The 21,443-nt window shown below is 58.7% G+C and carries 17 protein-coding genes; 1 reads left to right on the forward strand and 16 read right to left on the reverse strand.

The window, feature by feature from the left end:
* Positions 1–96: 96 nt before the first annotated feature.
* From BUA94_RS22850 to BUA94_RS22865, 4 genes are all read right to left on the reverse strand, one after another.
* Positions 97–852 (reverse strand): ABC transporter ATP-binding protein, encoded by a 756-nt coding sequence (locus BUA94_RS22850; RefSeq protein WP_073015777.1) that lies wholly within the window; start codon positions 850–852, stop codon positions 97–99.
* Complete coding sequence (locus BUA94_RS22855) at positions 846–1,922, reverse strand: FecCD family ABC transporter permease (RefSeq protein ID WP_073015778.1); 1,077 nt, start codon at positions 1,920–1,922, stop codon at positions 846–848. The genes BUA94_RS22850 and BUA94_RS22855 overlap by 7 nt, the downstream gene beginning before the upstream one ends.
* A complete protein-coding gene (locus tag BUA94_RS22860; RefSeq protein WP_235860681.1) occupies positions 1,919–3,031 on the reverse strand; it encodes an ABC transporter substrate-binding protein in 1,113 nt (370 codons plus the stop codon). Before BUA94_RS22860 ends, BUA94_RS22855 begins: the two co-directional genes overlap by 4 nt.
* Positions 3,032–3,127: 96 nt before the next feature.
* Positions 3,128–4,264, reverse strand: coding sequence for an ABC transporter substrate-binding protein (locus BUA94_RS22865; protein WP_073015782.1), 1,137 nt, complete (start codon positions 4,262–4,264; stop codon positions 3,128–3,130).
* A 114-nt stretch (positions 4,265–4,378) separates the two neighbouring features.
* Between BUA94_RS22865 and BUA94_RS22870 the strand changes: the two genes are divergently transcribed.
* Positions 4,379–5,197: a class I SAM-dependent methyltransferase gene (locus BUA94_RS22870; protein WP_073015784.1), complete on the forward strand. Its 819-nt coding sequence runs from the start codon at positions 4,379–4,381 to the stop codon at positions 5,195–5,197.
* Positions 5,198–5,276: 79 nt separating this feature from the next.
* Here BUA94_RS22870 and BUA94_RS22875 read toward each other — a convergent pair whose 3' ends face one another.
* From BUA94_RS22875 to BUA94_RS22930, 12 genes are all read right to left on the reverse strand, one after another.
* Entirely contained in the window at positions 5,277–6,788 is a 1,512-nt protein-coding gene (locus BUA94_RS22875) for an NAD(P)(+) transhydrogenase (Re/Si-specific) subunit beta (protein WP_073015806.1), read from the reverse strand.
* 27 nt (positions 6,789–6,815) lie between these two features.
* The gene (locus BUA94_RS22880) at positions 6,816–8,390 is read right to left on the reverse strand and encodes a Re/Si-specific NAD(P)(+) transhydrogenase subunit alpha (RefSeq protein WP_073015786.1); all 1,575 of its coding nucleotides are present in this window, start codon (positions 8,388–8,390) and stop codon (positions 6,816–6,818) included.
* 432 nt (positions 8,391–8,822) lie between these two features.
* Positions 8,823–9,818 carry a GlxA family transcriptional regulator gene (locus tag BUA94_RS22885; protein ID WP_073015788.1) on the reverse strand — a complete coding sequence of 332 codons (996 nt, stop codon included), beginning with the start codon at positions 9,816–9,818 and terminating at the stop codon, positions 8,823–8,825.
* Positions 9,818–10,381, reverse strand: coding sequence for an isochorismatase family protein (locus tag BUA94_RS22890; RefSeq protein ID WP_073015790.1), 564 nt, complete (start codon positions 10,379–10,381; stop codon positions 9,818–9,820). The genes BUA94_RS22885 and BUA94_RS22890 overlap by 1 nt, the downstream gene beginning before the upstream one ends.
* Positions 10,382–10,492: 111 nt before the next feature.
* Positions 10,493–12,130: a Na/Pi cotransporter family protein gene (locus tag BUA94_RS22895; protein WP_073015792.1), complete on the reverse strand. Its 1,638-nt coding sequence runs from the start codon at positions 12,128–12,130 to the stop codon at positions 10,493–10,495.
* Between the two features lie 83 nt (positions 12,131–12,213).
* The gene (locus BUA94_RS22900) at positions 12,214–13,848 is read right to left on the reverse strand and encodes a metallophosphoesterase family protein (RefSeq protein WP_073015793.1); all 1,635 of its coding nucleotides are present in this window, start codon (positions 13,846–13,848) and stop codon (positions 12,214–12,216) included.
* Entirely contained in the window at positions 13,841–14,485 is a 645-nt protein-coding gene (locus BUA94_RS22905) for a dual specificity protein phosphatase family protein (RefSeq protein ID WP_073015795.1), read from the reverse strand. Before BUA94_RS22905 ends, BUA94_RS22900 begins: the two co-directional genes overlap by 8 nt.
* A 16-nt stretch (positions 14,486–14,501) precedes the next feature.
* Positions 14,502–15,626, reverse strand: a complete 1,125-nt coding sequence (locus BUA94_RS22910) for an ABC transporter ATP-binding protein (RefSeq protein WP_073015797.1) — start codon at positions 15,624–15,626, stop codon at positions 14,502–14,504.
* Between the two features lie 52 nt (positions 15,627–15,678).
* A complete protein-coding gene (locus tag BUA94_RS22915; RefSeq protein WP_073015799.1) occupies positions 15,679–16,908 on the reverse strand; it encodes an ABC transporter substrate-binding protein in 1,230 nt (409 codons plus the stop codon).
* A gap of 29 nt (positions 16,909–16,937) precedes the next feature.
* Positions 16,938–18,755 carry an ABC transporter permease gene (locus tag BUA94_RS22920; protein WP_073015801.1) on the reverse strand — a complete coding sequence of 606 codons (1,818 nt, stop codon included), beginning with the start codon at positions 18,753–18,755 and terminating at the stop codon, positions 16,938–16,940.
* A gap of 40 nt (positions 18,756–18,795) precedes the next feature.
* Positions 18,796–19,626, reverse strand: a complete 831-nt coding sequence (locus BUA94_RS22925; protein ID WP_139251263.1) for an inositol monophosphatase family protein — start codon at positions 19,624–19,626, stop codon at positions 18,796–18,798.
* An 81-nt stretch (positions 19,627–19,707) separates the two neighbouring features.
* Complete coding sequence (locus tag BUA94_RS22930; protein WP_073015805.1) at positions 19,708–20,700, reverse strand: LacI family DNA-binding transcriptional regulator; 993 nt, start codon at positions 20,698–20,700, stop codon at positions 19,708–19,710.
* Positions 20,701–21,443 lie beyond the last annotated feature (743 nt).

Consider the following 21,443-nt stretch of genomic DNA (forward strand, 5'->3'; position numbering starts at 1 on the left):
GGCGCCATTATGCGCAAGCCAATTAATTGTGCAATGAAATGCTGCAGCGCAACGAAAAGATATTCCCCGGCCAGGATCCGGCCGGGGAAAAGCGCATCAGATGACCGCTGCGTCCACGATGAGCAGCGGACGCCCCTGGGTACAGGCCTCGATCCGGGCTTCGACCCTGTAGACGTCGCGCAGAAGCTGCGGCGTGATGACATCCTTGGTCGGGCCACTGGCCACAAGCCGCCCATCCGCCACCACCATCGACTGATCGCAGTAGCGCATGGCGTGGTTGAGATCGTGAAGGGCAATCAGCACGGCGATGCCGGTCTTGCGGGCCAGACGGTGCATATACTCCAGCACCTCGATCTGGCGGAACAGATCCAGAGCCGACGTCGGCTCATCCATCAGCAACACCTTGGGCTTGCGCACAAGAGCCTGGGCAATGGAGACAAGCTGACGCTGGCCACCGGACAACGCCCCAAGATCCCGGAATGCCAGATCCGTGATCCGGAGCGACTTCAGGATCTCGTCGATTTCCGCCAATTCCTCCTCGGACACTTTCCATCCACCGCCCTGCTTGGCGGCCAGAAGGATGGATTCGTAGACGGTCAGAACCGCATTGGCCCCCGTGTCCTGCGGCATGTAGCAGATTGGCCGCGACTGGGTTTCCGCACCGGAGAGATGAACGACGCCATCCCCCTTCAACAGACCCGCGATCCGCTTGAACAAGGTCGACTTGCCAGCGGCATTCGGCCCGATGAGAGCGGTCAGGCCGCCCCCTTCCAGGGTTTCGGTCGTGATGTCTTCGAAGACCCGGATACGGCCATATTGCGCCCCAAGACCTTCCAGTTTGAGCGCTACCATGCCTTCCTCCTGTTGGTGAAGATCAGGGAGAAGAAGAACGGCACGCCGACAAGGGCAGTTATCACACCGATGGGCAGGATCGCTCCGGGGATCAGCATCTTGGAGACAACCGACGTCACGGACAGGAGCAGCGCGCCGCACAGGATTGATGCCGGAAGGAAGAACCGCTGGTCCTCCCCCACCACCATACGGGCGATATGCGGACCGACCAGGCCGATAAAGCCGATGGTTCCTACAAAAGACACCGGTATGGATGCCAGAAGCGAGACCAGAAGCATGGCTTCCAGCCGCAGCCGTTTGACGTTGACGCCGAAAGAGGCAGCCTTGTCATCGCCCAGACGCAGCGCTGTCAGCGCCCAGGCCCGGCGGGCAAACAGCGGCGTACAGACCAGCAAAGCCACGAAGGTCACGCCCACTTTCGGCCAGGTCGCCTTGGTCAGGGACCCCATGGTCCAGAACACCACAGCCGCCAGCGCCTGTTCCGAGGCCAGATACTGCAGCAGCGACAGAAGCGCGTTGAAGGTGAAGACCAGCGCAATGCCCAGGAGGACAATCGTCTCCACCGTCACGCCACGAAGGGTCGAGATGGAATAGATGAAGAGTGACGCCAGCATGGCCATCAGGAAGGCATTGACCGGCACCATGAACTGGACAGCTGCCGGAAAGACAGCCACCCCGGCAACAAGTGCAAGGGCCGCGCCGAAACCGGCAGCAGCCGAAATGCCCAGCGTAAAGGGGCTGGCCAGCGGATTGGCCAGGATCGTCTGCATCTGCGCCCCGGCAAGAGACAGGCTCGCCCCCACGGTCACCGCCATCAGGGCAATCGGCATGCGGATATCCCAGATGACGACACGAAGCTGGTTCCCTGCCTCGTCCGGCCAGAGGATCGTCGAGATCACCTCGGACAGAGAGTATTTCGCAGGCCCGAGCGCCAGGTCCACCGCCACGCTGAGCAGCAGAGCCGCCAGCAGCCCGCCAAGAATGAAAAGACGGCGCGCAGTAATGAGGCGGTAGCGGAGACCACTCTCTTCCGCTGCCGCCACCTTTCCTGAATCCAGTACCAAAGTCATTTATTTGCGGCCTCGTCGAGTGACGCGAAGTAGCCCGGCTTGTAGGCGATGGGCAAGAAGCGTTCATGAAATGTGCGGAACGACTGTTCCGGATCGAGGTCCTTGAACAGGTCCGGCTGGAACCACTTGGCAAACTGCTGGATCGGAACGAAGTCATAAGGCACGCCATAAAACTGGTGCCAGACCGCATAGACCTTGCCGTTTTCGACCGCTGGGAGCATGGCAAAAGGCGAGCGCTCCATCAGCCCCTTCAGACGAGCCTTGTTCAACTCCGGATCAGCACCCCGACCTACCGGCACGAACGCATTCACATCGGAATCTGCCGCCCAGTTGGACCCTGTCACCATCACCATATCCGGATTGGCTACGATCAATTGTTCCGGGTTCAAGGTGCCGAAGGTCGTCGTCAGCACATCCGCGCCGATGTTGTGCCCGCCGGACATGTCGATCATTTCACCGAAATTATAGGGCCCGAAGGTACGGCAGCATTCGATACCGCCCCAGATACCCGGCGCCTGTTCGATGAATACGGTCGGCCGCTTGAGATCCTTGGCCTGTGCGAGACGGTCCGTCACGAGCGCGATCTGCTCATTGCGGAAGGCAACGAATTCCTTCGCCTTTTCCTCAGCTCCAAACAGCTTGCCCAGAATCTCGATAGAGGCGTTGCTGTTGCGCTCGGGGTCAGACCGGAAGTCCACATAGACAAGCTTGATGCCGGCAGCTTCCGCCTTCTGCTCCAGGCCGCTTTCGTCGATGGCCGCCTTGGACTCGATGTTCATAGTCAGAACGTCCGGCGCCAGCTTGATGGCACTTTCCAGATCGAACTTGCCCTGCGGGATATAGCCGAAGCGTGGCAGGGAGGAGATTTCCGGGAATTTTTCCAGATAGCCTGCATAGCTGTCCGGATCCTTGATGATCAGGTCATCCCGCCAGCCAACGATATTCTTGAAGGTGTCATCCCCCTTGAGCGCTGCCAGAACGTGAACCTGTCGGCCTTCGCCCAGGAGAACCCGCTTGGCCGGAAGATCCAGCTCAACCGTGCGCCCCGCGACATCTGTCAGCGTATCGGCCAGCACAGGCGTGGTGAGACAAGCAACAAAGCCCAGCATGAGCCGGGCGCTTTTGAAGATCATGAGACGCGTCCTTCCGATCTTGAGAACGGAACCGGCCGGCGGGAAACCCGCCAGCCGGGAATGGCAATCTGATTATTTGTCGTTCAGCGAAACGAAGTAGCCAGGGCGGTAATCGACCGGCAGGAAGCGGTCGTGGAGCTCCTTGAAGGTCGCATCCGGATCCACATCCTTGAACAGATCCGGGTGGAACCACTTGGCCATCTGCTGAATGGCAACGAACTGGTAGGGGTTGTTGTAGAACTGGTGCCAGATCGCGTGGACGTTTCCGTCCTTGACTGCCTTGATGTCTGTGAAAGCAGGACGATTCATCAGCGCAGCCAGCTTTTCGCGGCTCTTGTCCAGATCCGCACCCGGTCCGACGCCGACCCAATTGCCGCCGGGAACATAGAGCTCCCAGTTCGCACCGGTCACCACGACCTGGTCCGGGTTGGAAGCAATGATCTGCTCCGGATTGACTGTTCCGAACGTGCCCGGGATGAACTCGGTACCCATGTTCACGCCACCGGCGATTTCGGCCATTGCTCCAAAGTTCTCGCCGCCGAAGGACATGCAGCAGTCGTCGCTATAGCCACCGGCCCGCTCGACGAACACCAGCGGACGCTTGATGTCGCCAGCCTTGGCGAGAACATCGGTCACCCGGGCAAGCTGTTCCTGACGGAACTTGACGAACTCTTCAGCGCGCTCTTCCTTGCCGTAGATCTTGCCCATGATGCGCATGGACTCGTCGGTGTTCTCCATCGCCTTCTCACGGAAGTCGATATAGATCACCGGAATACCGACCTTTGCCAGCTTTTCGATATAGCCGCTTTCTTCCGTGGCGGCCTTGGCATCGATGTTCATGATGATGACATCAGGCTTCAGGGCCACAGCCTGCTCGACGTCGAAGGTGCCGTCCTTCATGCCGCCAAAAGTCGGCAGCTTTTCCATTTCCGGAAACCGCTCGAGATAGGCGTTATAGCCGTCCAGATCCGCCTTCTTGAAATCATCGCGCCAGCCGACCACGCGCTTGAACGGCGCATCAGTGTCCAGAGCGCCAGCGAAATAGATCTGACGGCCTTCACCAAGGATCACCCGCTCGGCCGGAACACTGACTTCTACGTCACGTCCGGTAATATCCGTAACATGAACCAGGTCTCCAGCAAGAGCTGAACCAGAAATCAGGGCGAGCGAAAGGGTTGCGGCACAAGCCACAGTCGTAAAGCGCAGCAAAGTTGCGAACTCCTGTTTATGATGGTGCCGATATATTTTTTATGACTTTTATAGTCAACATTTATCTCTTAGAAGAGTTCCAGTCTAAATCTTCGACTTCGGACATTCGGCATCATGACCAGCCAGACACTTCGTCCCAACCGGGACCTCAGGGAAGACATCAAGGCCTATTGGAGCCTGCGCGCCGAAACCTTCGATACGCAGCCGGGCCATGAGATTTTTTCCGAAGAGGAACGAGCAGCATGGCACGCGCTCTTGCGCCGCCATCTGGGCGAGGGCAATGGCCGTCAGGCTCTGGATCTGGCCTGCGGCACGGCGGTCGTCAGTCATCTTCTGGATGATCTCGGATTCGCTGTCACCGGCATGGACTGGGCCGAACCGATGCTGGAGCGCGCAAGAGCCAAGGCGCGCGACCGGGGCCGCCAGATCCGTTTCTATATGGGCGATGCGGAAAGAACCATGGAACCGGATGACAGCTACGACGCCGTCACCAACCGGCACCTGGTCTGGACGCTCGTCGACCCGCTCGCCTGCTTCCAGGAGTGGAAGCGCGTCCTGAAGCCCGGCGGAAAGGTGTTGATCATCGATGGCGACTTCGTCAATCCAAGCACTTTCACTCGGCTAATCGCGACACTGAAGTCCTGGTTCGAGCGGAAGAAAGCAGTGCCGCAGACCGGTGGCAGTAGCCACAATCTGCCAAAAGACATGATGGCCACCCACCGGGAGATCCTCTCGCAGGTGCATTTCCGCAATGGAGCAAGAGCCGAAGCTGTCTGCGCACTTCTGGCTGAGGCAGGCTTCACGGACATCACGATCGATACGGACCTGAAGGCCATTCACCGCACCCAGCGCAAGCACTTCAGCCTGCTGAAAGGGCTGGAGCGGGCAACCCAGCATCGCTACGCGATCTGCGCCGTCAAACCGGGCGCCTGACGCACGGCACATCCCCCTGACAACAAAAAAGGGCGCGACCGGATGGCCGCGCCCTTCTTATTTGGTCTCTTTCAACCTATCAGCCAATCAGGCTGTTCAGGCTGTCGATCGATGCCTTCGCGTCGCCGTAGAACATCCGGGTGTTCTCCTTGAAGAACAGCGGGTTCTCGATACCGGAGTAACCGGTGCCCTGACCACGCTTGGAAACGAAGACCTGCTTCGCCTTCCAGACTTCCAGAACCGGCATGCCGGCGATCGGGGAGTTCGGGTCTTCCTGCGCTGCCGGGTTCACGATGTCGTTGGAACCGATGACGATGACAACGTCCGTTTCCGGGAAGTCTTCGTTGATTTCATCCATTTCCAGAACGATGTCGTAAGGCACCTTGGCTTCCGCAAGCAGCACGTTCATGTGGCCCGGCAGACGGCCCGCGACCGGGTGGATCGCGAAACGGACGTTCTTGCCCTTGGCGCGCAGACGGCGAGTCAGCTCGCTGACGGCCTGCTGAGCCTGAGCAACAGCCATGCCGTAGCCCGGAACGATGATGACACTGTCCGCATCATTCAGCGCAGTTGCAACACCGTCGGCATCGATGGCGATCTGTTCGCCTTCGATTTCCATCGCCGGACCGCTCGTGGAGCCGAAGCCGCCGAGAATGACCGAGATGAAGGAGCGGTTCATGGCCTTGCACATGATGTAGGACAGGATCGCACCGGAGGAACCGACCAGCGCGCCGGTCACGATCAGGAGATCGTTGCCCAGCGAGAAGCCGATGGCGGAAGCTGCCCAGCCCGAGTAGCTGTTCAGCATGGACACCACGACCGGCATGTCGGCGCCGCCGATGCCCATGATCAGGTGGTAGCCGATGAAGAAGGCAAGCAGCGTCATGAGAGCCAGCGCCCAGAAGGACGCAGTCTGCACATAGACGATCAGCAGGATCACCGACAGGATTGCCGCGCCCGCATTGAGCATGTGGCCACCCGGCAGCTTCTTGGCCTTGCCGTCCACCTTGCCCGCCAGCTTGCCGAAGGCAATGACGGAACCGGTGAAGGTCACCGCACCGATGAACACGCCCAGGAAGGTTTCCACGCGCAGAATCGACAGTTCCAGCGGGGTCTTCTGGGCAAGCTTCAGGGCAAAGCCTGCCAGTTCGGCAAGATGGGCCTGAACATTGGCCGCAATCGCCGGATCGGCAACCATCTGCGCCGGATTGCTCATCAGGGCAAAGAGGTCAGCCAGACCTGCCAGCTCGATGTGGGTGTTGAAGCCGATGAAGACGGCTGCCAGACCCACGAAGCTGTGCAGAGCCGCAACCAGCTGCGGCATTTCGGTCATCTGAACGCGCTTGGCCAGGACCGTGCCGATGCCTGCGCCGATGACCAGCATCAGGACGATCAGCCAGAGGTGACCGGTGCCCGGGGAGAACACGGCCGCAACCACGGCCAGTGCCATACCGGCAATGCCGTACCAGACCGCCCGCTTGGCGCTTTCCTGACCGGAAAGACCACCGAGGCAGAGAATGAACAGCACCGCAGCAGCAATGTAAGCTGCAATCACGATGCCGGGGTCGCCCAAGTGGGCGCTGAGGTTCATGATATTTTCCATCTAGCAGCCCCGCACTTAGGATTTCTGGAACATGGCGAGCATGCGCCGGGTGACGAGGAAGCCGCCAACGATGTTGATCGTAGAAATCAGCACCGAGAGTGCAGCCAGGATCGCAATGATCCAGGAGGTCGACCCGATCTGCGCCACCGCACCGAGGATGATGATCCCCGAAACTGCGTTGGTGACGGCCATGAGCGGAGTGTGCAGGCTGTGGCTGACGTTCCAGATGACCTGGAAGCCGACGAAACAGGACAGCATGAAGACCACGAAGTGGCTCATGAAGCTGGCAGGCGCATAGTAGCCGGCCAGCAGCAGCAGCAAGGTGCCAATGCCGAGCAGGAGAACCTGCGTCTTGGTCTGCGCCTTGAAGGCTGCGATTTCCTGCGCCTTGCGCTCTTCCGGCGTCAGCTCCTTGGCCTTTTCCTTCGGCTTCTGGGCTGCAATCGCCTTCACTTTCGGCGGCGGGGGCGGGAAGGTGATCTCACCCTCAAAGGCAACCGTCGCACCACGGATGACGTCGTCTTCCATGTTGTGAACGACCTGACCATCCTTGCCCGGCGTCAGGTCTGCCATCATGTGGCGGATGTTGGTGGAATAGAGTGTGGAGGACTGCGAGGCCATCCGGCTCGGGAAGTCGGTGTAGCCGACAATGGTCACGCCATTGTCAGAGACGACTTTCTGGTCCGGAACGGTCAAGTCGCAGTTGCCGCCGCGCTCGGCTGCAAGGTCGACCACGACGGAGCCCGGCTTCATGGCCTCGACCATGTCCTTGAGCCACAGCTTCGGCGCATCCCGGCCCGGGATCAGAGCCGTGGTGATGACGATGTCCATTTCCGGAGCCAGCTCGCGGAACTTCTCAAGCTGCTTCTCGCGGAATTCCGGGCTGGACGGGGCAGCATAGCCACCGGTCGCAGCGCCATCCTGAGCCTTCTCCTCGAAATCCAGATAGACGAACTCTGCGCCCATGGATTCGATCTGCTCGGCGACTTCCGGACGGACGTCGAACGCATAGGTGATCGCGCCGAGGGACGTGGCGGTGCCGATTGCGGCAAGACCGGCCACGCCGGCGCCAACGATCAGAACCTTTGCCGGCGGAACCTTGCCCGCTGCCGTCACCTGACCAGTGAAGAAGCGGCCGAAGTTGTTGCCGGCCTCGATGACGGCGCGATAGCCGGCAATGTTGGCCATGGACGACAGGGCGTCCATCTTCTGGGCGCGCGAGATACGCGGCACCATGTCCATTGCAATGACATTCGAGCCCGTCGCCTTTGCGGCTTCCAGCAGCTCGGTGTTCTGAGCAGGATAGAAGAACGAGATAAGGGTCTTGCCTTTGGTCAGCAGTTTGACTTCGGCATCGACCGGAGGCCGGACCTTGGCAATGATATCTACTTCGCCCCAGAGCGCATTTGCGCTGTCCAGAACGGTTACGCCCGCGGTCTTGTAACGCTCATCGGAAAACCCTGCGGCCAAACCGGCCCCGGTTTCAATGAAACACTCATACCCGAGTTTCTGAAGCTGAAGTGCGCTGTCCGGCGTCATCGCCACGCGCGCTTCCCCTCCAAGAACTTCCTTCGGTGCTCCGATCTTCAAATCGCTCTCCCCTGCATCAGCTAAGGAATTTCCTCAATAGTTGCCTTCTATCACCGTTCGAAGACATTTTCCGCCATATATTGGCGTTTGTCTGCTGCGACGAGAGGATGGATTTGCGCGCAAAATCTCAAAGATCTGCACCGCTTTCCCCCTGCTGCCGCCCGGCACCAGACCATTTTGGCCTTCATGCGAAGACCTGTCGGATTTGACAGTTGAAAGGCGGCGCCCGCACGGCAGCCGAATTCCCCCATTTCATCCCCGGAGGGTTCGATACTGAGGGAAGACAAGAAACACAACTGAAAATGAATCCCGCTGCAGAGTAACAAGCTCAGTGTGCAATGCAACAAATTGCCGCAACGGCGGCAAAAGGCCCTTCACCTTTCCAGCCAGCCCCGCCGGAATAGAATTTTTTCGCTGTGAATTGAGAAAAACTCAAGATGACTTGATGCGAAAACTGGCAGGGGAAATGTCGTGCAGGCGGTTCCAGGCCCGCCGGAACTGGCGGGTAGACGCGAAACCTGCGCGCTCCGCAACGCTTTCCATATCAAGCCTGGTTTCCCGGACCAGTTCCCTGGCCAAGGCGATCCTCATCCGGTTGACGTAGTCGATCACGCTCATGCCGCTGTGGCTGTTGAACAGCCGGGAAAGATTGCGTGGACTTGTTCTGGCCGCATCTGCCAGGGCCTCCACCGACCAGTCTCTGGCCGGATCGGCACAGACTGCGTCCTGCGCCCTGTGTATGGCGGGATGCAGGTGATTGCGCCCTTCGAGCCAGGGCGAGACCTGCGGATCCCCGGCACCCCGGCGCATATAGACCACGAGATAACGGGCAACGGACAAGGCCACTCCATGCCCCAGTTCCGCAGCCACGATCGACAGCATCAGATCAATGCCTGCGGTAATGCCCGCGCTGGTCAGCCGATCTCCGTCCTCGACGAAGAGCCGGTTGTCGCGCACCCGTGCTGTTGGTGCCTCCTGCTGAAGCGCCTCGACCGTGGCATGGTGGGTGGTGCATTCGAAGCCGTCCAGAAGCCCGGCCCGCGCGGCAAGCAATGCACCGGAACAGATTGTCACCAGCCGGATCCCCGGTGCCACCGCCTGTCCCAGCCAGTCGACGATATGCTTTTCATGCACCGCATCGCCCGCATGGTCATCCCGTTCGCGTCCAAGCGGCTGATCAGCAGCCCCGGACACTATGACCATTGCCCCGGCAGGCAGGGTTTTGGGCATGGGGCCGATGTTGGAGATCTCGAGACCAACGGAACTCAGCACCAAGGCGCAAGGTCCGATATAGCTGACCTCGTAGCGCACAAGGTCCTGCTCGAGATTGGCCTTGCGCAGCACTTCAAGCGGCCCCGCAATATCAAGCAGGAGCGCGCGCGGCGGCACCACGACAAAGACCGGGATGATCCGCCGCGCTGTTGTCATCAGGCAGCCGCCTTTCGGGTAAGGCCCGCCAGGGCTTCCATGACCGTGACAATGCGGGCAAACCGGCCAGCCAGAACCAGTTCCGTCCTTGCACGGATCGTTTCGGCCGACCACTCGGTTCCGGCAGCATCGGTCATCGGAAAGGTCAGAGTTGCTTCACCGACATACTCGACGGAATAGCCAAGATCGGAGGCGTGGCGCGTGGTGGTTTCGCAGCACTGTTCCGTGCGGATGCCGGAGACCAGGATCTTGCCGATGTTGTTGCGGGTCAGCCAGACATCAAGGCCACTGCCGACGAGAGCACTGTGGCGGCGCTTGCGGAACACGGCATTCGGCTCGATCTTTAACGGCTCCATCGCCCTGACAAACCCGGTTTCCTCGGAAAAGGGTCCGGTGTCTTCGACATGAAATACCTGAATGACCGGCACGCCGGCAGCCTTGGCACCGTCGATCAGGGCCTGCTGACGCTCGAGATAGGCTGCGAGGCCTTCCTCGCGGAAATACGGCCGGTGACGGAAGGATTCCTGCACATCGATCACCAGAAGAGCAGCGGACTGGGACATTTCAATCACCTCATTGCGTTTGACTATGCAATCAATCTAGCCAAACGCAAGAAGGCAAACAGGCAGGTTCCGGACCGATAGAGGACAATTCGCGCCAATCAGAGGGACAGATCAGGCACGCAGGCGGCTTTCAATCAGAAGGCCGCTTTCATCCAGAATGGGATGAGCCACGGATATGATATGCGCATTGATGCGCTTGAGGTCCCGTAACAGATCAAGATGCAGCGAGCTGGTTTGACGGCTTGCATCCATGCCATCGCGTAAACGCTCCAGATGCCTTTGGGCAGACTGCTTTTCCAAGCGCCGTACCTCAACCTTCAGATCCATCATCTGCTTGGCAAGATTGAAGTCACCGGTGGTCATGATGGTCTGCGCGACCCGCAGATTGTCGATGGTCAGTTCGAAGAGACGGCTGAGTTCCTCCTGCCCCTGACGGGAGAAGACCAGTCCTTGAGACAGTTTCTTCGCGACTTGCGGCATCAATCCCTTTTCGACGATGTCGCCGATATGCTCCAGGTTGATCGCATAGTCAATGATCTGGATGGATCTGCGGCTCTGCTGGTCGCTCAACCCGTCCTGCGCAAGCCGGGACAGATAGAGCTTCACTTCCTGCTGAAGAAGATCGACCTTCTTTTCCAGCGCAGGAACTTCCCCCAAGATGCTCTGGTTGCCGTGCTCGAAGGCCTCATGCACATCGAGGAGCATTTTCTCGACCACGTCACCGACACCCAGGACCTCCCGCGTTGCGCTGGCAAGAGCAACAACAGGCTGCGAGAGCTCGGATTCGCTCAAATAGCGCGGCCCGGAATCCGCCTTGTCCTGATCAGGAACGACGCTTGACATGACCCGTGCCAGCATCCCGGAAAATGGCCAGGCGGCAGCAGCCAGAACCAGATTGAACCCGAGGTGGGCATCAACCGCCAGCCGGTCCAGGGGAAACTCAAGATACGCCAGTGCCTCTCCTGCATAGCCGGCCAAGGGCAGCGCAACAGCGCAACCGCAAGCCCGGACAATCAGATTGGACAGCGCCACTCTTCGCCCAGCGGCGCCCTCGCCAAGAGTTGCAATCACGGGCGGAATGGCTCCCCCCAGATTTGCTCCGAGGACGAGAACCACAATGAGCGAATCCGACAAGACGCCGGTGGAGGTGATTGACGTGATCAGAATGATGCCCGCAAGGCTGGACGACGACAGAAAGGCGATCAGCCCGGCAAACACCAGGGCAACCGGCCAGGCGTTTTCAAGAAGTCCGATAAAGGCTGCAAGCGCCGGCGATTGGCGCAGTGGCTCGGTTGCCCCCCCAAGCAGATGAAGGGAGAGCAACATCAACCCGACACCGATCAGCGCCTTGCCACCGGCACTTCGCGCGGAAAGCTGGCTTCGATAGAGGATGAGCCCGGTGAAAATCACCAGCGGCGAAATCCATTCAATGCCTGTTGCAACAATCCAGGCCGTCACCGCAGTCCCGACATTGGCTCCAAGCAGCACCACCTGCGCCATACGCGGCGCAACAAGCGCCTTCTCGACGAAGGAGGAGATCATCAGGGCGGTGGCGGTGGAGCTTTGCAGGGCAATCGTCGCCACGAAACCGGACAGGAACGAGCGGGCGCCAGTCTTGGTGCCTTTGGCAAGGCCTGTTCTAAGCCTGGCACCAAAGGCCTGGGTTACGCCGGTCTTGACCTGAGCAAGGCCAAACAGAAGAAGCGCAACCGCACCCAGAAGGTTGATCGTGACGATTGCAGATTCCAATTCGGCCCCCTCGATTTTCCATTAGCCAGCTCAGCTTATTCGCGCACTATGCCAGAATAGAGACGGAGGTCAAAATTACTGACCTATCTCGCCAGAAACGCCTTGGTATTGCGGGCACGAGCCACAAAATGTCCAAGCGTGACAAGGAAAAGACGGAAGAACCCCGGCACGGTCTGCTCGCAATCCGCTTCTGCAACCAGGTCCGCAGAAATGGCTTCATAGAGCTTCAGCCGGTCTTCGGGCACGGCCCCAAATGCCAGATTTCCGGATGCACGCAACAGATACCAGTCCCGCACCACCAGCATCATCGGGATTTGGGCCATATCCGTTTCAGGCACCGCACAGCCCGCCATTTCACAAATCCCGGACAATGAATGCGCGCGTGCTGCTTCCGCGGCGGCCTTCGGCCATTCACGCGGAAGATAGCGGTGCTCACAGAGCTCGCCCACGTGCTCGATAAGGAAGTCACCATAGTGGCGGGCCTCGAGAGCAGGCGCCTTTGTATCACCATTCAAGTCGCATTCCTGACGGTAGGCCCCCAGAATGGACTGATCCATCTCCAGACCGTCGAAAAGAACATCCTCGATGGCAATTCCATTGTCTGCCAGATCAACCACCTTGAAGGCGGGCGGGTAGGCGACAAGGGACGGAACCGCGACATTGGTCAGCACCTTTCCGTCCTGCTCGGCAGAGGTCTGACTGTTCACATGCAGATGGCCGCTGAAATGGATGTCGACACCCGCCTCTATCAAGCGCTGTGCCGCTTCGGGTTTCGGCGTGCGCTTGGCAAAGTTGGAGCCGGCAAAAAGCCGCGGCTCGGCACCAATCTGATCATCAAAAGGATCGATAGCAGGGTAGTGGGAGAAGACCAGAACCTTCTTGCCCTCGTCCTTCGCCCGCCGGGAAATGGACGTGAGCCAGTCGAAGACAAACTGCTTGTGCCGGATCATGCCGTTCCAGCCGGCATTCGTGCTGTCCACGAAGGCTGATGCGTCCCGGCGCCCTTCGCATCCGTTTTTCGGTTCGAACACATTGGCGTCGAGCATCACCAGCCAGACCCCCGGAACCGGCTCGACAAGATAACTGGCGTCGACCAGAAGCTGCCGGTTCCCGCCGTCTTCGGAGACAACTTCATACTGACGATCCGAGGGAGCGTCGGAGGCTCCGAATGGCGTTTCCCAGTGAAGATCACGGCTGTTGCGGAAGTAGCCGAAATCCTTCATCGGCAGCAGGCCATCGGGATAGCCACCGCAGTACATGCCGGGCATATCAGTAATGCTGGCCTTAGCCCCGGCTTCCGCCTTCGGCTTGCTGGTAACAACGATCCGCTGGGCCTGACTGTTCAGGAACTGCTTCGTCTGGTGGCGCCCTTCAGGGCCGAAAATGTCATGGTTTCCCGGCAGAGCATAGAACCGGATGCCATCCCGCTCCGCACGCTCCGTCAGGAGATCCCTGACGGAAGCGAGAGTGATGCGCTGGCCATCATCGCTGTAATCGCCCAACAGCACGACATGCTGAATGCCCTGGCGTTTCACATCATCCAGAGCAGCATGGAGCGCCGTGTGGCTTTCATTGAACACGCGGGTCGAAGATCTGGTTTCCGCCCAGCTGCGCAGGGAGAGCATGCGCCCGTCCCTCGCCAGCCGATCAAAACCGTAGTCAGCCTGAATGTCATGAAAATGAGCGTCAGAGATGATGGCAAAGCGGAAGTCAGGCATGGTTCTCCGTCCGGTGAGCCAGGTCTTTTGCTTCGATCATGTCAATGAGATCGCTCGCCCGGCGCGCCGCTTCGTATAGCATTGGTTTGGGCGTCTCGAACCATTCGTCTGGCCGCAATTCCCGTTTCTCACGAATATGTGCCACCGCACTATCAAGGGTCGGGAAAAGATGGGGTTGCTGCTTGTGCAGGAACAACGCGACCAGGGACACGGACCGGCTGCGCCCGCTGCGGCAGTTCACCAGTACATTGCCACCATCCTCGAAGGGATAGGTCGCCCGTTTCGGCATGGTCTGCCGCAGGGCACCCAGAAGAATATAATAGCCCCCCAGCATCATCGTGTCCGGATTGCCGCCGCCATCAATCATTCCGAGCTTGTAATAGCGAACCTCTGAAAATCCGGTCGCGCACTTGTCGCCATCTTCCGGATTGGCCGGATTGCGGACAAAGTTGATGTCCAGGTTCACGGCGCAGTTCACGACGATGGAAATTCCGTTCTCGCGCAACAGGCCAAGGTCACGGGCCCCTTCCAATCCGCCGATGAACAGGGACGAATTGTTCGGAGCGAGGCCTTCCGTGATCAGGCTGATGGCAGGCCGGTCATAGACCGGCGCCTTGCGCGTTTCTTCAATCTGCATTCAATCAATCTTTCTTTCAGGCCGCGTTCGCGTTGCCGCGCTGCAGGTCCGACTTGATGCTTTCGCCCGTCTTGTTGTCGAACAGCATGATGGCGCTGCCATCGAACTCCAGCCAGACGCGCTTGTTCGGCCAGCTTTCGATGAACCGCGAGACGAGAACAGTGAACCGCTGCCCGTTGGCGTTGAGGGACACGATCGTCTGCGATCCGGTCGGCTGCACAACATCGACTTCGGCCATCAGCGTATTGGGCCTGGACTGTTCCAGAATGGTCAGGCGTTCGGGACGAATGCCGAACTTGACCTTGCCGCCGGAGTGGACGGCCTGGTTCGGCAGCGGAATCGTGACGCCGGCATAGGAAATCGCACTCTGCTTGCCGTCCTGGACCAGGTCGCCTTCCAGAAGGTTCAGCTTCGGATCGCCGATGAATTCGGCAACAAAGAGATTGCTCGGCTGATGATAGATTTCATAGGGAGAGCCAACCTGCTGGATCCTGCCGCCGTTCATGACGACAATCAGGTCAGACATGGTGAGCGCTTCCACCTGGTCATGGGTCACGTAGACGGTGGTCGCCCCGAGATCACGGGACAGGCGCTTGAGTTCTGCCCGCATTTCAGTCCGCAGAACCGCATCCAGGTTGGACAAGGGCTCATCCATCAACAGAATGGAATTGCGGGCTGCGATCAACCGGGCGACTGCCACGCGCTGCTGCTGCCCACCGGACAGTTCGGACGGGAACCGTTCTTCCATTCCCTTCAGCTGCACCTTTGTCAGGGCCTCCTCCAGACGCGCGGCGATATCCGCCTTCGGCAGTTTGGACTGCTGCAACGCCAGAGTGATGTTCCGGTCCACCTTCATGTTGGGCCAGAGGGCATAGCTCTGGAAAATGAACCCGAGCCCGCGCTTTTCCGGCGGAATGAACTCGGCCGTGTCCCCGGAATAGGCCCGGCGGCCCGCAAGGGACAGCTCACCGCCCGACGGTTTTTCAAGACCGGCAATGATCCGCAGGGTCGTTGTCTTGCCGCAGCCTGAAGGGCCGAGAAGTGTCACGAACTTGCCCTTGGGGATTTCGAGATCAAGCGGCGGAATGGCAAGATGGGTGCCATAGGATTTGGTTATGCCTTTGAGGCTGACTTCAATCATTTGAACCTCCCGGAGATCGGGGCTGCGCCCTGGCGCAACCCCTTTGCCTTGCTTATTGGCTCGTTTCGTAGACCCAGAAATCATTCATGGCCGCCACATTGTCCCGCTGGAACTCCGGAGAACCCCAGATCTTGCTCACTTCGGGCCAGTTTTCTGCGCCCTTGGGGAGCGGCACGTCAGTGCGCGGCGAGAAAGTGCCAACCTTGTAGTAGGCCCCGAGCCCCTGCAGCAGCTTCAGGCTTTCGCCTTCCCGGTAGGGCTTTTCGAGCTTGCTGTCCTTGTTCAGGTCAGGAGATCCCATCTGGAAGGCGACAAACAGCTTTGCCGCATTCGGATGAGGCGCACGGCCAGCAATGGATGTGTAGGTCGAATAGGCAAAGACAGCGGCCGGATCGATCTCGTAAGGGATCGCGTTGGCATAGTCGTCGCTGGCGTTCTTGTTGATGTAATGCATGCTCGCGAAGGTGATCAGCGGCTTTTCCTGTCCCTTGAGACCGGAAGCCGTTGCCAGCTTGGAGCCGGACTTGAAGATCACCAGATCGTTCTTCAGAAGACGATGAAGGAACTCATATCCCGCATTCTCAATCCCTTCGGACAGTTCCAGCGGCTTGCCTGCATAGTCCTGATAGGCCTTGTCGAACTGGTCTGCGTGTTCCGTGATCGAGGTCAGAAGCGCCAGAGTGGTCAAGGAGCCCAGCGGGCTCTTCATCGCAAAGCGGCTCTTCCATTCCGGCTCGGTTAGCTGCCAGACGTTTTTGATCGGCGAACCTTCCGGGAAGCTGTCGGCATTATACATCAGCGCCGTTGCTTCAACGACCTGGGTCAGAAGCGGTTCACGCAGATTTTCAGGAATGACATCAACCAGATAACGGGGAACATAGTTGACGATGAGGTTCTTCGGCAGAAGGTCGTAGATCATCTGCGCAGCGCCGCCGGTGTTCACCACATCCACATTGTAGATGCCAGCCTGTTGCTCCCGAACCACCTTCTCGATGGTCTTCTCGGAACCAAGGTCATAGGCATTGACCTTGATCTCCGGATAGAGCTTCTGGAAATCCTCAGCCAGGGCGTTGACGCCCGATGACGAGGAATAAACCGTCACTTCACCTTCAGCCTTTGCCTTGGCGATGATGTCGTTCCAGTCTTCCTCCTGAGGCTGGAACTCGGACAGCTTTGCCGTTTCGAGCCAGGACTTGAAATCCGCATCCTGGGCAAGAGCTCCGGACATTGGCAGGGCCATCAGACCTACCGCCAGAACAGATCGCAAAAACGTCTTTCTCATGCTTTCTCCTCCATTTCGGGCCCGCCTCCTCATGCGAAGCCCATCTTCGTATTCCGGAAAACCAGCCGGAAAAGAACGTTGCAGCCGACCACGAGGATCACGAGCAGCAAGGTGGCCGCCCCGATAAGCTGCGGCACGTCGTCCGTCTGATAGCTGTAGATGACGCTGGCCAGCACCGCGGTTGACGGGGTGACCAGAAGGATGATCAGGGAGAGCTCGCGCATCGTGCCGATGAATGTCAGCAGCATTCCGGAGATCAGGCCGGATGAGGCAAGCGGCACCACAATCCGGCGCACCCGGGCCAACCAGCCGATGCCCTGAACTCTCGCAGATTCCTCAAGCGACTTGTCGATCTGAAGCAGGGCTGCAATGCCGGTTCGCGACGTATAGGGCAGGTTTTTCACGGTCGCGATCAGCACCAGAAGCGCGAAGGTGCCGTAGAGTGCCGGGATCGGGCCGACCGGTTTCGAGAACATGCCGATGTAGATCGCCCCGAAGGCAACCGCCGGGAAAATATAAGGCAGGAACGCGGCCAGCTCGAGCGCCTTGGAGGAGATCGTGCCACGGGTACGCACCACCACATAGCCGATGAGGAACCCGAACACGCCGGTCATCAAGGCTGCGAAGAAGGCAAGTTTCAGACTGTTCCAGGCAGCACCAAGGATCTGCGGATTCTGGAAAACACCCGGGTATAGCGCATTCACACCGCCCCGTTCTCCAAACCAGTAGTGGAGCGTCAGATTGGACAGGCTGTATTCACCGGCGGTCGCCGACAGGGATTCCAGCAGCAGCAGACCGATTGGCAACACAACAGTGAAGCAGAGCAGAAGCAGCACGAAGCCAAACACCAGCCAGCGGAGAGGTCCGAGGTCCACTTCCCGGCGGCGGAACCCCTTGCCGGACATGGTCACAAAGCTCTTCCGGACACCGATCACTCGCTGGTTGATCCAGATGAACAGGATCGCCATGACCACCAGCACCAGGGCGAGCAGATACCCGTCCCCGACATTCCGGGATCCGATAGCCGCATAGATCTGCGTTGGCAGCACAAAATAGCGGATCGGCATGCCCAGGACTGCTGGGGTCCCGAAAGAACCGATCACACGGATAAAGGTCATCACCACGGCTGACCCCAAAGCCGGCAGAACCAGCGGGGCCGTGATCGACAGGAATTGACGGAACCTGGACAGCCCCGCAATCGCCCCGGCCTCTTCCAGCTGGCTGTCGACAGTTGTCAGCGATCCGGAAATGATGAGGTAGGCGTAGACGTAATAGTGAAATGCCAGGCAGATGATGATCGGCAGGGCGCCGAAAGCCAGCCAATCGGGCGGTTGCACACCGGTAAGATAGGCAAGCACTCCCGAGGATCCGCCCAAGCGGTCATTCTTGAAGAAGGTGATCCAGGCCAGTGCCATCACCCAGGACGGCAGCATGTAAGGCATCACGACGGCGGCGTTCACCGTTTCCCGGAAAGGCACATTGGTCCGCACCACGATCCAGGCAAGCGTCGCCCCAAGGGCGAGGCAGACGATGGTCGCGCCAAAGGCGGTGATCAGGGAGTTGATAAACGGCTTGTAGAAAAGCGCCCAGGACAGGCGACCGGAGAAGACCCGCTCATAATGAAAAGTGGTCAGTTCACCGGTTTCACGGCCAGGCAGATAGGCCGCATCATAGGGCTGCACGGTGATCGTTTCCCGCAGCAGCTGAAGCAAAGGCATGACCACAAGAAACGCCAGAAGCGCGGCCATCACGAGCGCGATCAGACGTTCTGGCGCACTAAAATAGGTGACAAGCCTGCGTCCGAACGCCCGGCTCCCACCCTGCGGTGAAAGTGTGGTTACAGTCATGGTTTCCTCCCAGCCGCCCTCCTCAGAACGGCCTCGTCCGTCAGGCGATTGCCTGGTCGCAAATGTCCTTGAAATCGATGGTCTTGACCGGAATGCCCGCACTCGAGCTGATGCCATGAGCAATCGCGGGTGAGGCAACGAGAACCGGACCACCGCGTTCGAGATCGCCAAGCTCCAGATAGGGACAGACCAGCCCGCCCGCCTCTTCAACAATCAGCATGCCGGGAACACAGTCCCAGGAGTTCATGTGCAACTCGACATATGCATCCGAACGCCCATCGGCGACATGTGCCAACGCAAGAGCGCCGGATCCGCACCGGCGAACATTGAATCCAATCGCTAGAAGCTCAGTGACAACTTCCAGATACCGGGCATTCGGAACACGGGTCGACCACCCCATTTCCACGGAAGCCGCACGATAGTCTGCCGTGTTGGACACCTTGATCGGCTTGCCGTTCAGCGTTGCCCCTTTGCCCCTGCGAGCAAGATAGAGTTCTCCAAGCACCGGATTGTAGATCCCCGCGAGTTCTGGAACTCCATTCAGCAGGTAACCGATCGAAATGCAGAAATGAGGGACGCCACGTGCGAAATTGGCTGTTCCGTCGACCGGATCAACCACCCAGACGCTGCCACTGATGGTGCCGCCACCTTCCTCTCCGAAGAAACTGTCCTGCGGGAATGCTTTTCCAAGCGCGTCACGCACATGCGCTTCTGAAGCCGCATCGGTCTCGGTGAGATAGTCCTGCGGTCCCTTCATGGAAAAGGTGTTGCTGACGCGGGTTTCAAAACCGGACTTCACCAGTTGGCCGGCAGACTGAATCACTGCCTGAAGAAATTCGAACCGGCTGTCCAGATGATCGCTGTTACTCAAGCTTGCCTCCCGTTGCACACGTGTTCAATTTGCACACGCGTGCAATCATGCGCAAGCCTTTTTTGAGCGAGCTTGAAAGAATTAGGCCCTTACGGTGTTCCTGCGGATCAACTGGACGGGAATTGTCGAAACTTCAACAATATCTCCCTCGTGATCGACCGCGCTCAAGACAGCATCGGTCAAAGCGTCGAAGGATTGGGCAATCGTAGTCAGGTTGTAGCTTTTCCAGCTTGCCTGAGGGATGTCATCGAAACCCACGATGGAAATGTCTTCCGGAACGCGAAGCCCCATTTCATGACGGGCCGCATCCAGAAACCCCGTGGCAAGAAGGTCCGTCACACAAAAGGCCCCATCAAGAGACCGGTCCCCGAGCAAAGCCCGGCCTGCTGCCAGCCCGGTCTCGTAGGAGGTCGGGCCATCGGCCCAATCAAGTGTCTCGCCTCCTGCAGCGTTGACGATCCGGCAAAACTCAGCAGCCCGCCGCTGCTGGCTTGGCGTTCCGCTTCCGCTCGTCACCACCGCGATCTTGCGGCAGCCGGCTGCAAGAAGTTCTTCAGCCGCAAGCCGTGCACCGCCCAGATCGTCAGTCAGAATCAGATCCGCATCTGTGGCTTCCATCATCCTGTTGATCAGGATCAGCTTCACACCACGCCTTTTGCATTCTTCCAGAATCGCATTTGGCGGTTCACCGGAAAGCACAACAATGGCTTTCGCCCTGAACTCGAAGATCAGTTCGATGAGGGGCGCGATATCCTGGCGTGCATCTGCCGCATTCAGCAGCAGGCATTGCAGCCCCTTATGCAGCAGGCCAAGGCTCAGCAGGTCAAGCTGCTTTGCAATGAATGGCATGCCGATATTCGCACCGACAACGCCGACAAGATTGGAGGACCCACGGGCGTTCAGGGTTTGAGCGAGGCGATTGACCCTGTATCCAAGCTTCTTCGCCGCCTTCAGGACCTTTTCCCGGACTTCAGGAGACACACTTGCCCCTGGCGTGAAGGTACGGGATACCGCAGACCGGGAGACGCCGGCGAGCTTTGCAACATCCGAGGAATTGACGACGCGTTTTGTCATTGGAAAATTCTCGCATGACCTGACAAGCAGGATGCGGAAACCGGTTTTCTGTCCGAATAGGCGGAAGTCCGCACGTTCACTTTCCTCAAGCCTCTTCCTGTTGCGTAGCAACGGAAGCAATTTCCATTACCGAATATGTCTCGGCTACCTTTAGCCGAACTCTCTGCATTTCATAAAGTTCGGATCTGCGGAGCGCCTTTAAAAAATGCTGGCTCTTTGCCCTTGATTGACGGGTCACGATTTCACCTTTGCGCGTCGAGCATACCTCAATACGAAGTGACGGCGCCTCACAGATACCTTGGTCGGGAGGTCAAGGTCTTTTGAGTTTCGGACGGTTTGCTTCTTTGTTTTTCGTCTGCTGCTTTGCCGCTTTTGCCAATGGGTTATGTTGCTGACGATGTGTGGGTGGAATGGCGGAAGGTCGAGAGGATCTTTCGCCAGGCTGTCGGGCATTGTTTCAGCAAGGTTAAAACGCAAGAAGCCCCGCGTTTGGCGAGGCTTGTGTTTCATTCGGGAAGTGATTTTGTTGCGGCGGAGGATTTGAACCTGCGACCTTCAGGTTATGGTCCGCCAGGACGACGAGCTACCATGACCAGCGAAGATATAGTCTTCGCGCCAGTCATAAATGGTCATGATGTTGAGCAATTGAACGCAAAAAAGCCCCGCGAATGCGAGGCTCTCCCCTGTCTCCGTTTCCAAACAAAAAAACCGCCCTTGCGGACGGTTTGTTTATTTGGTTGCGG

This window comes from Roseibium suaedae, from assembly GCF_900142725.1.
GTDB lineage: Bacteria > Pseudomonadota > Alphaproteobacteria > Rhizobiales > Stappiaceae > Roseibium > Roseibium suaedae.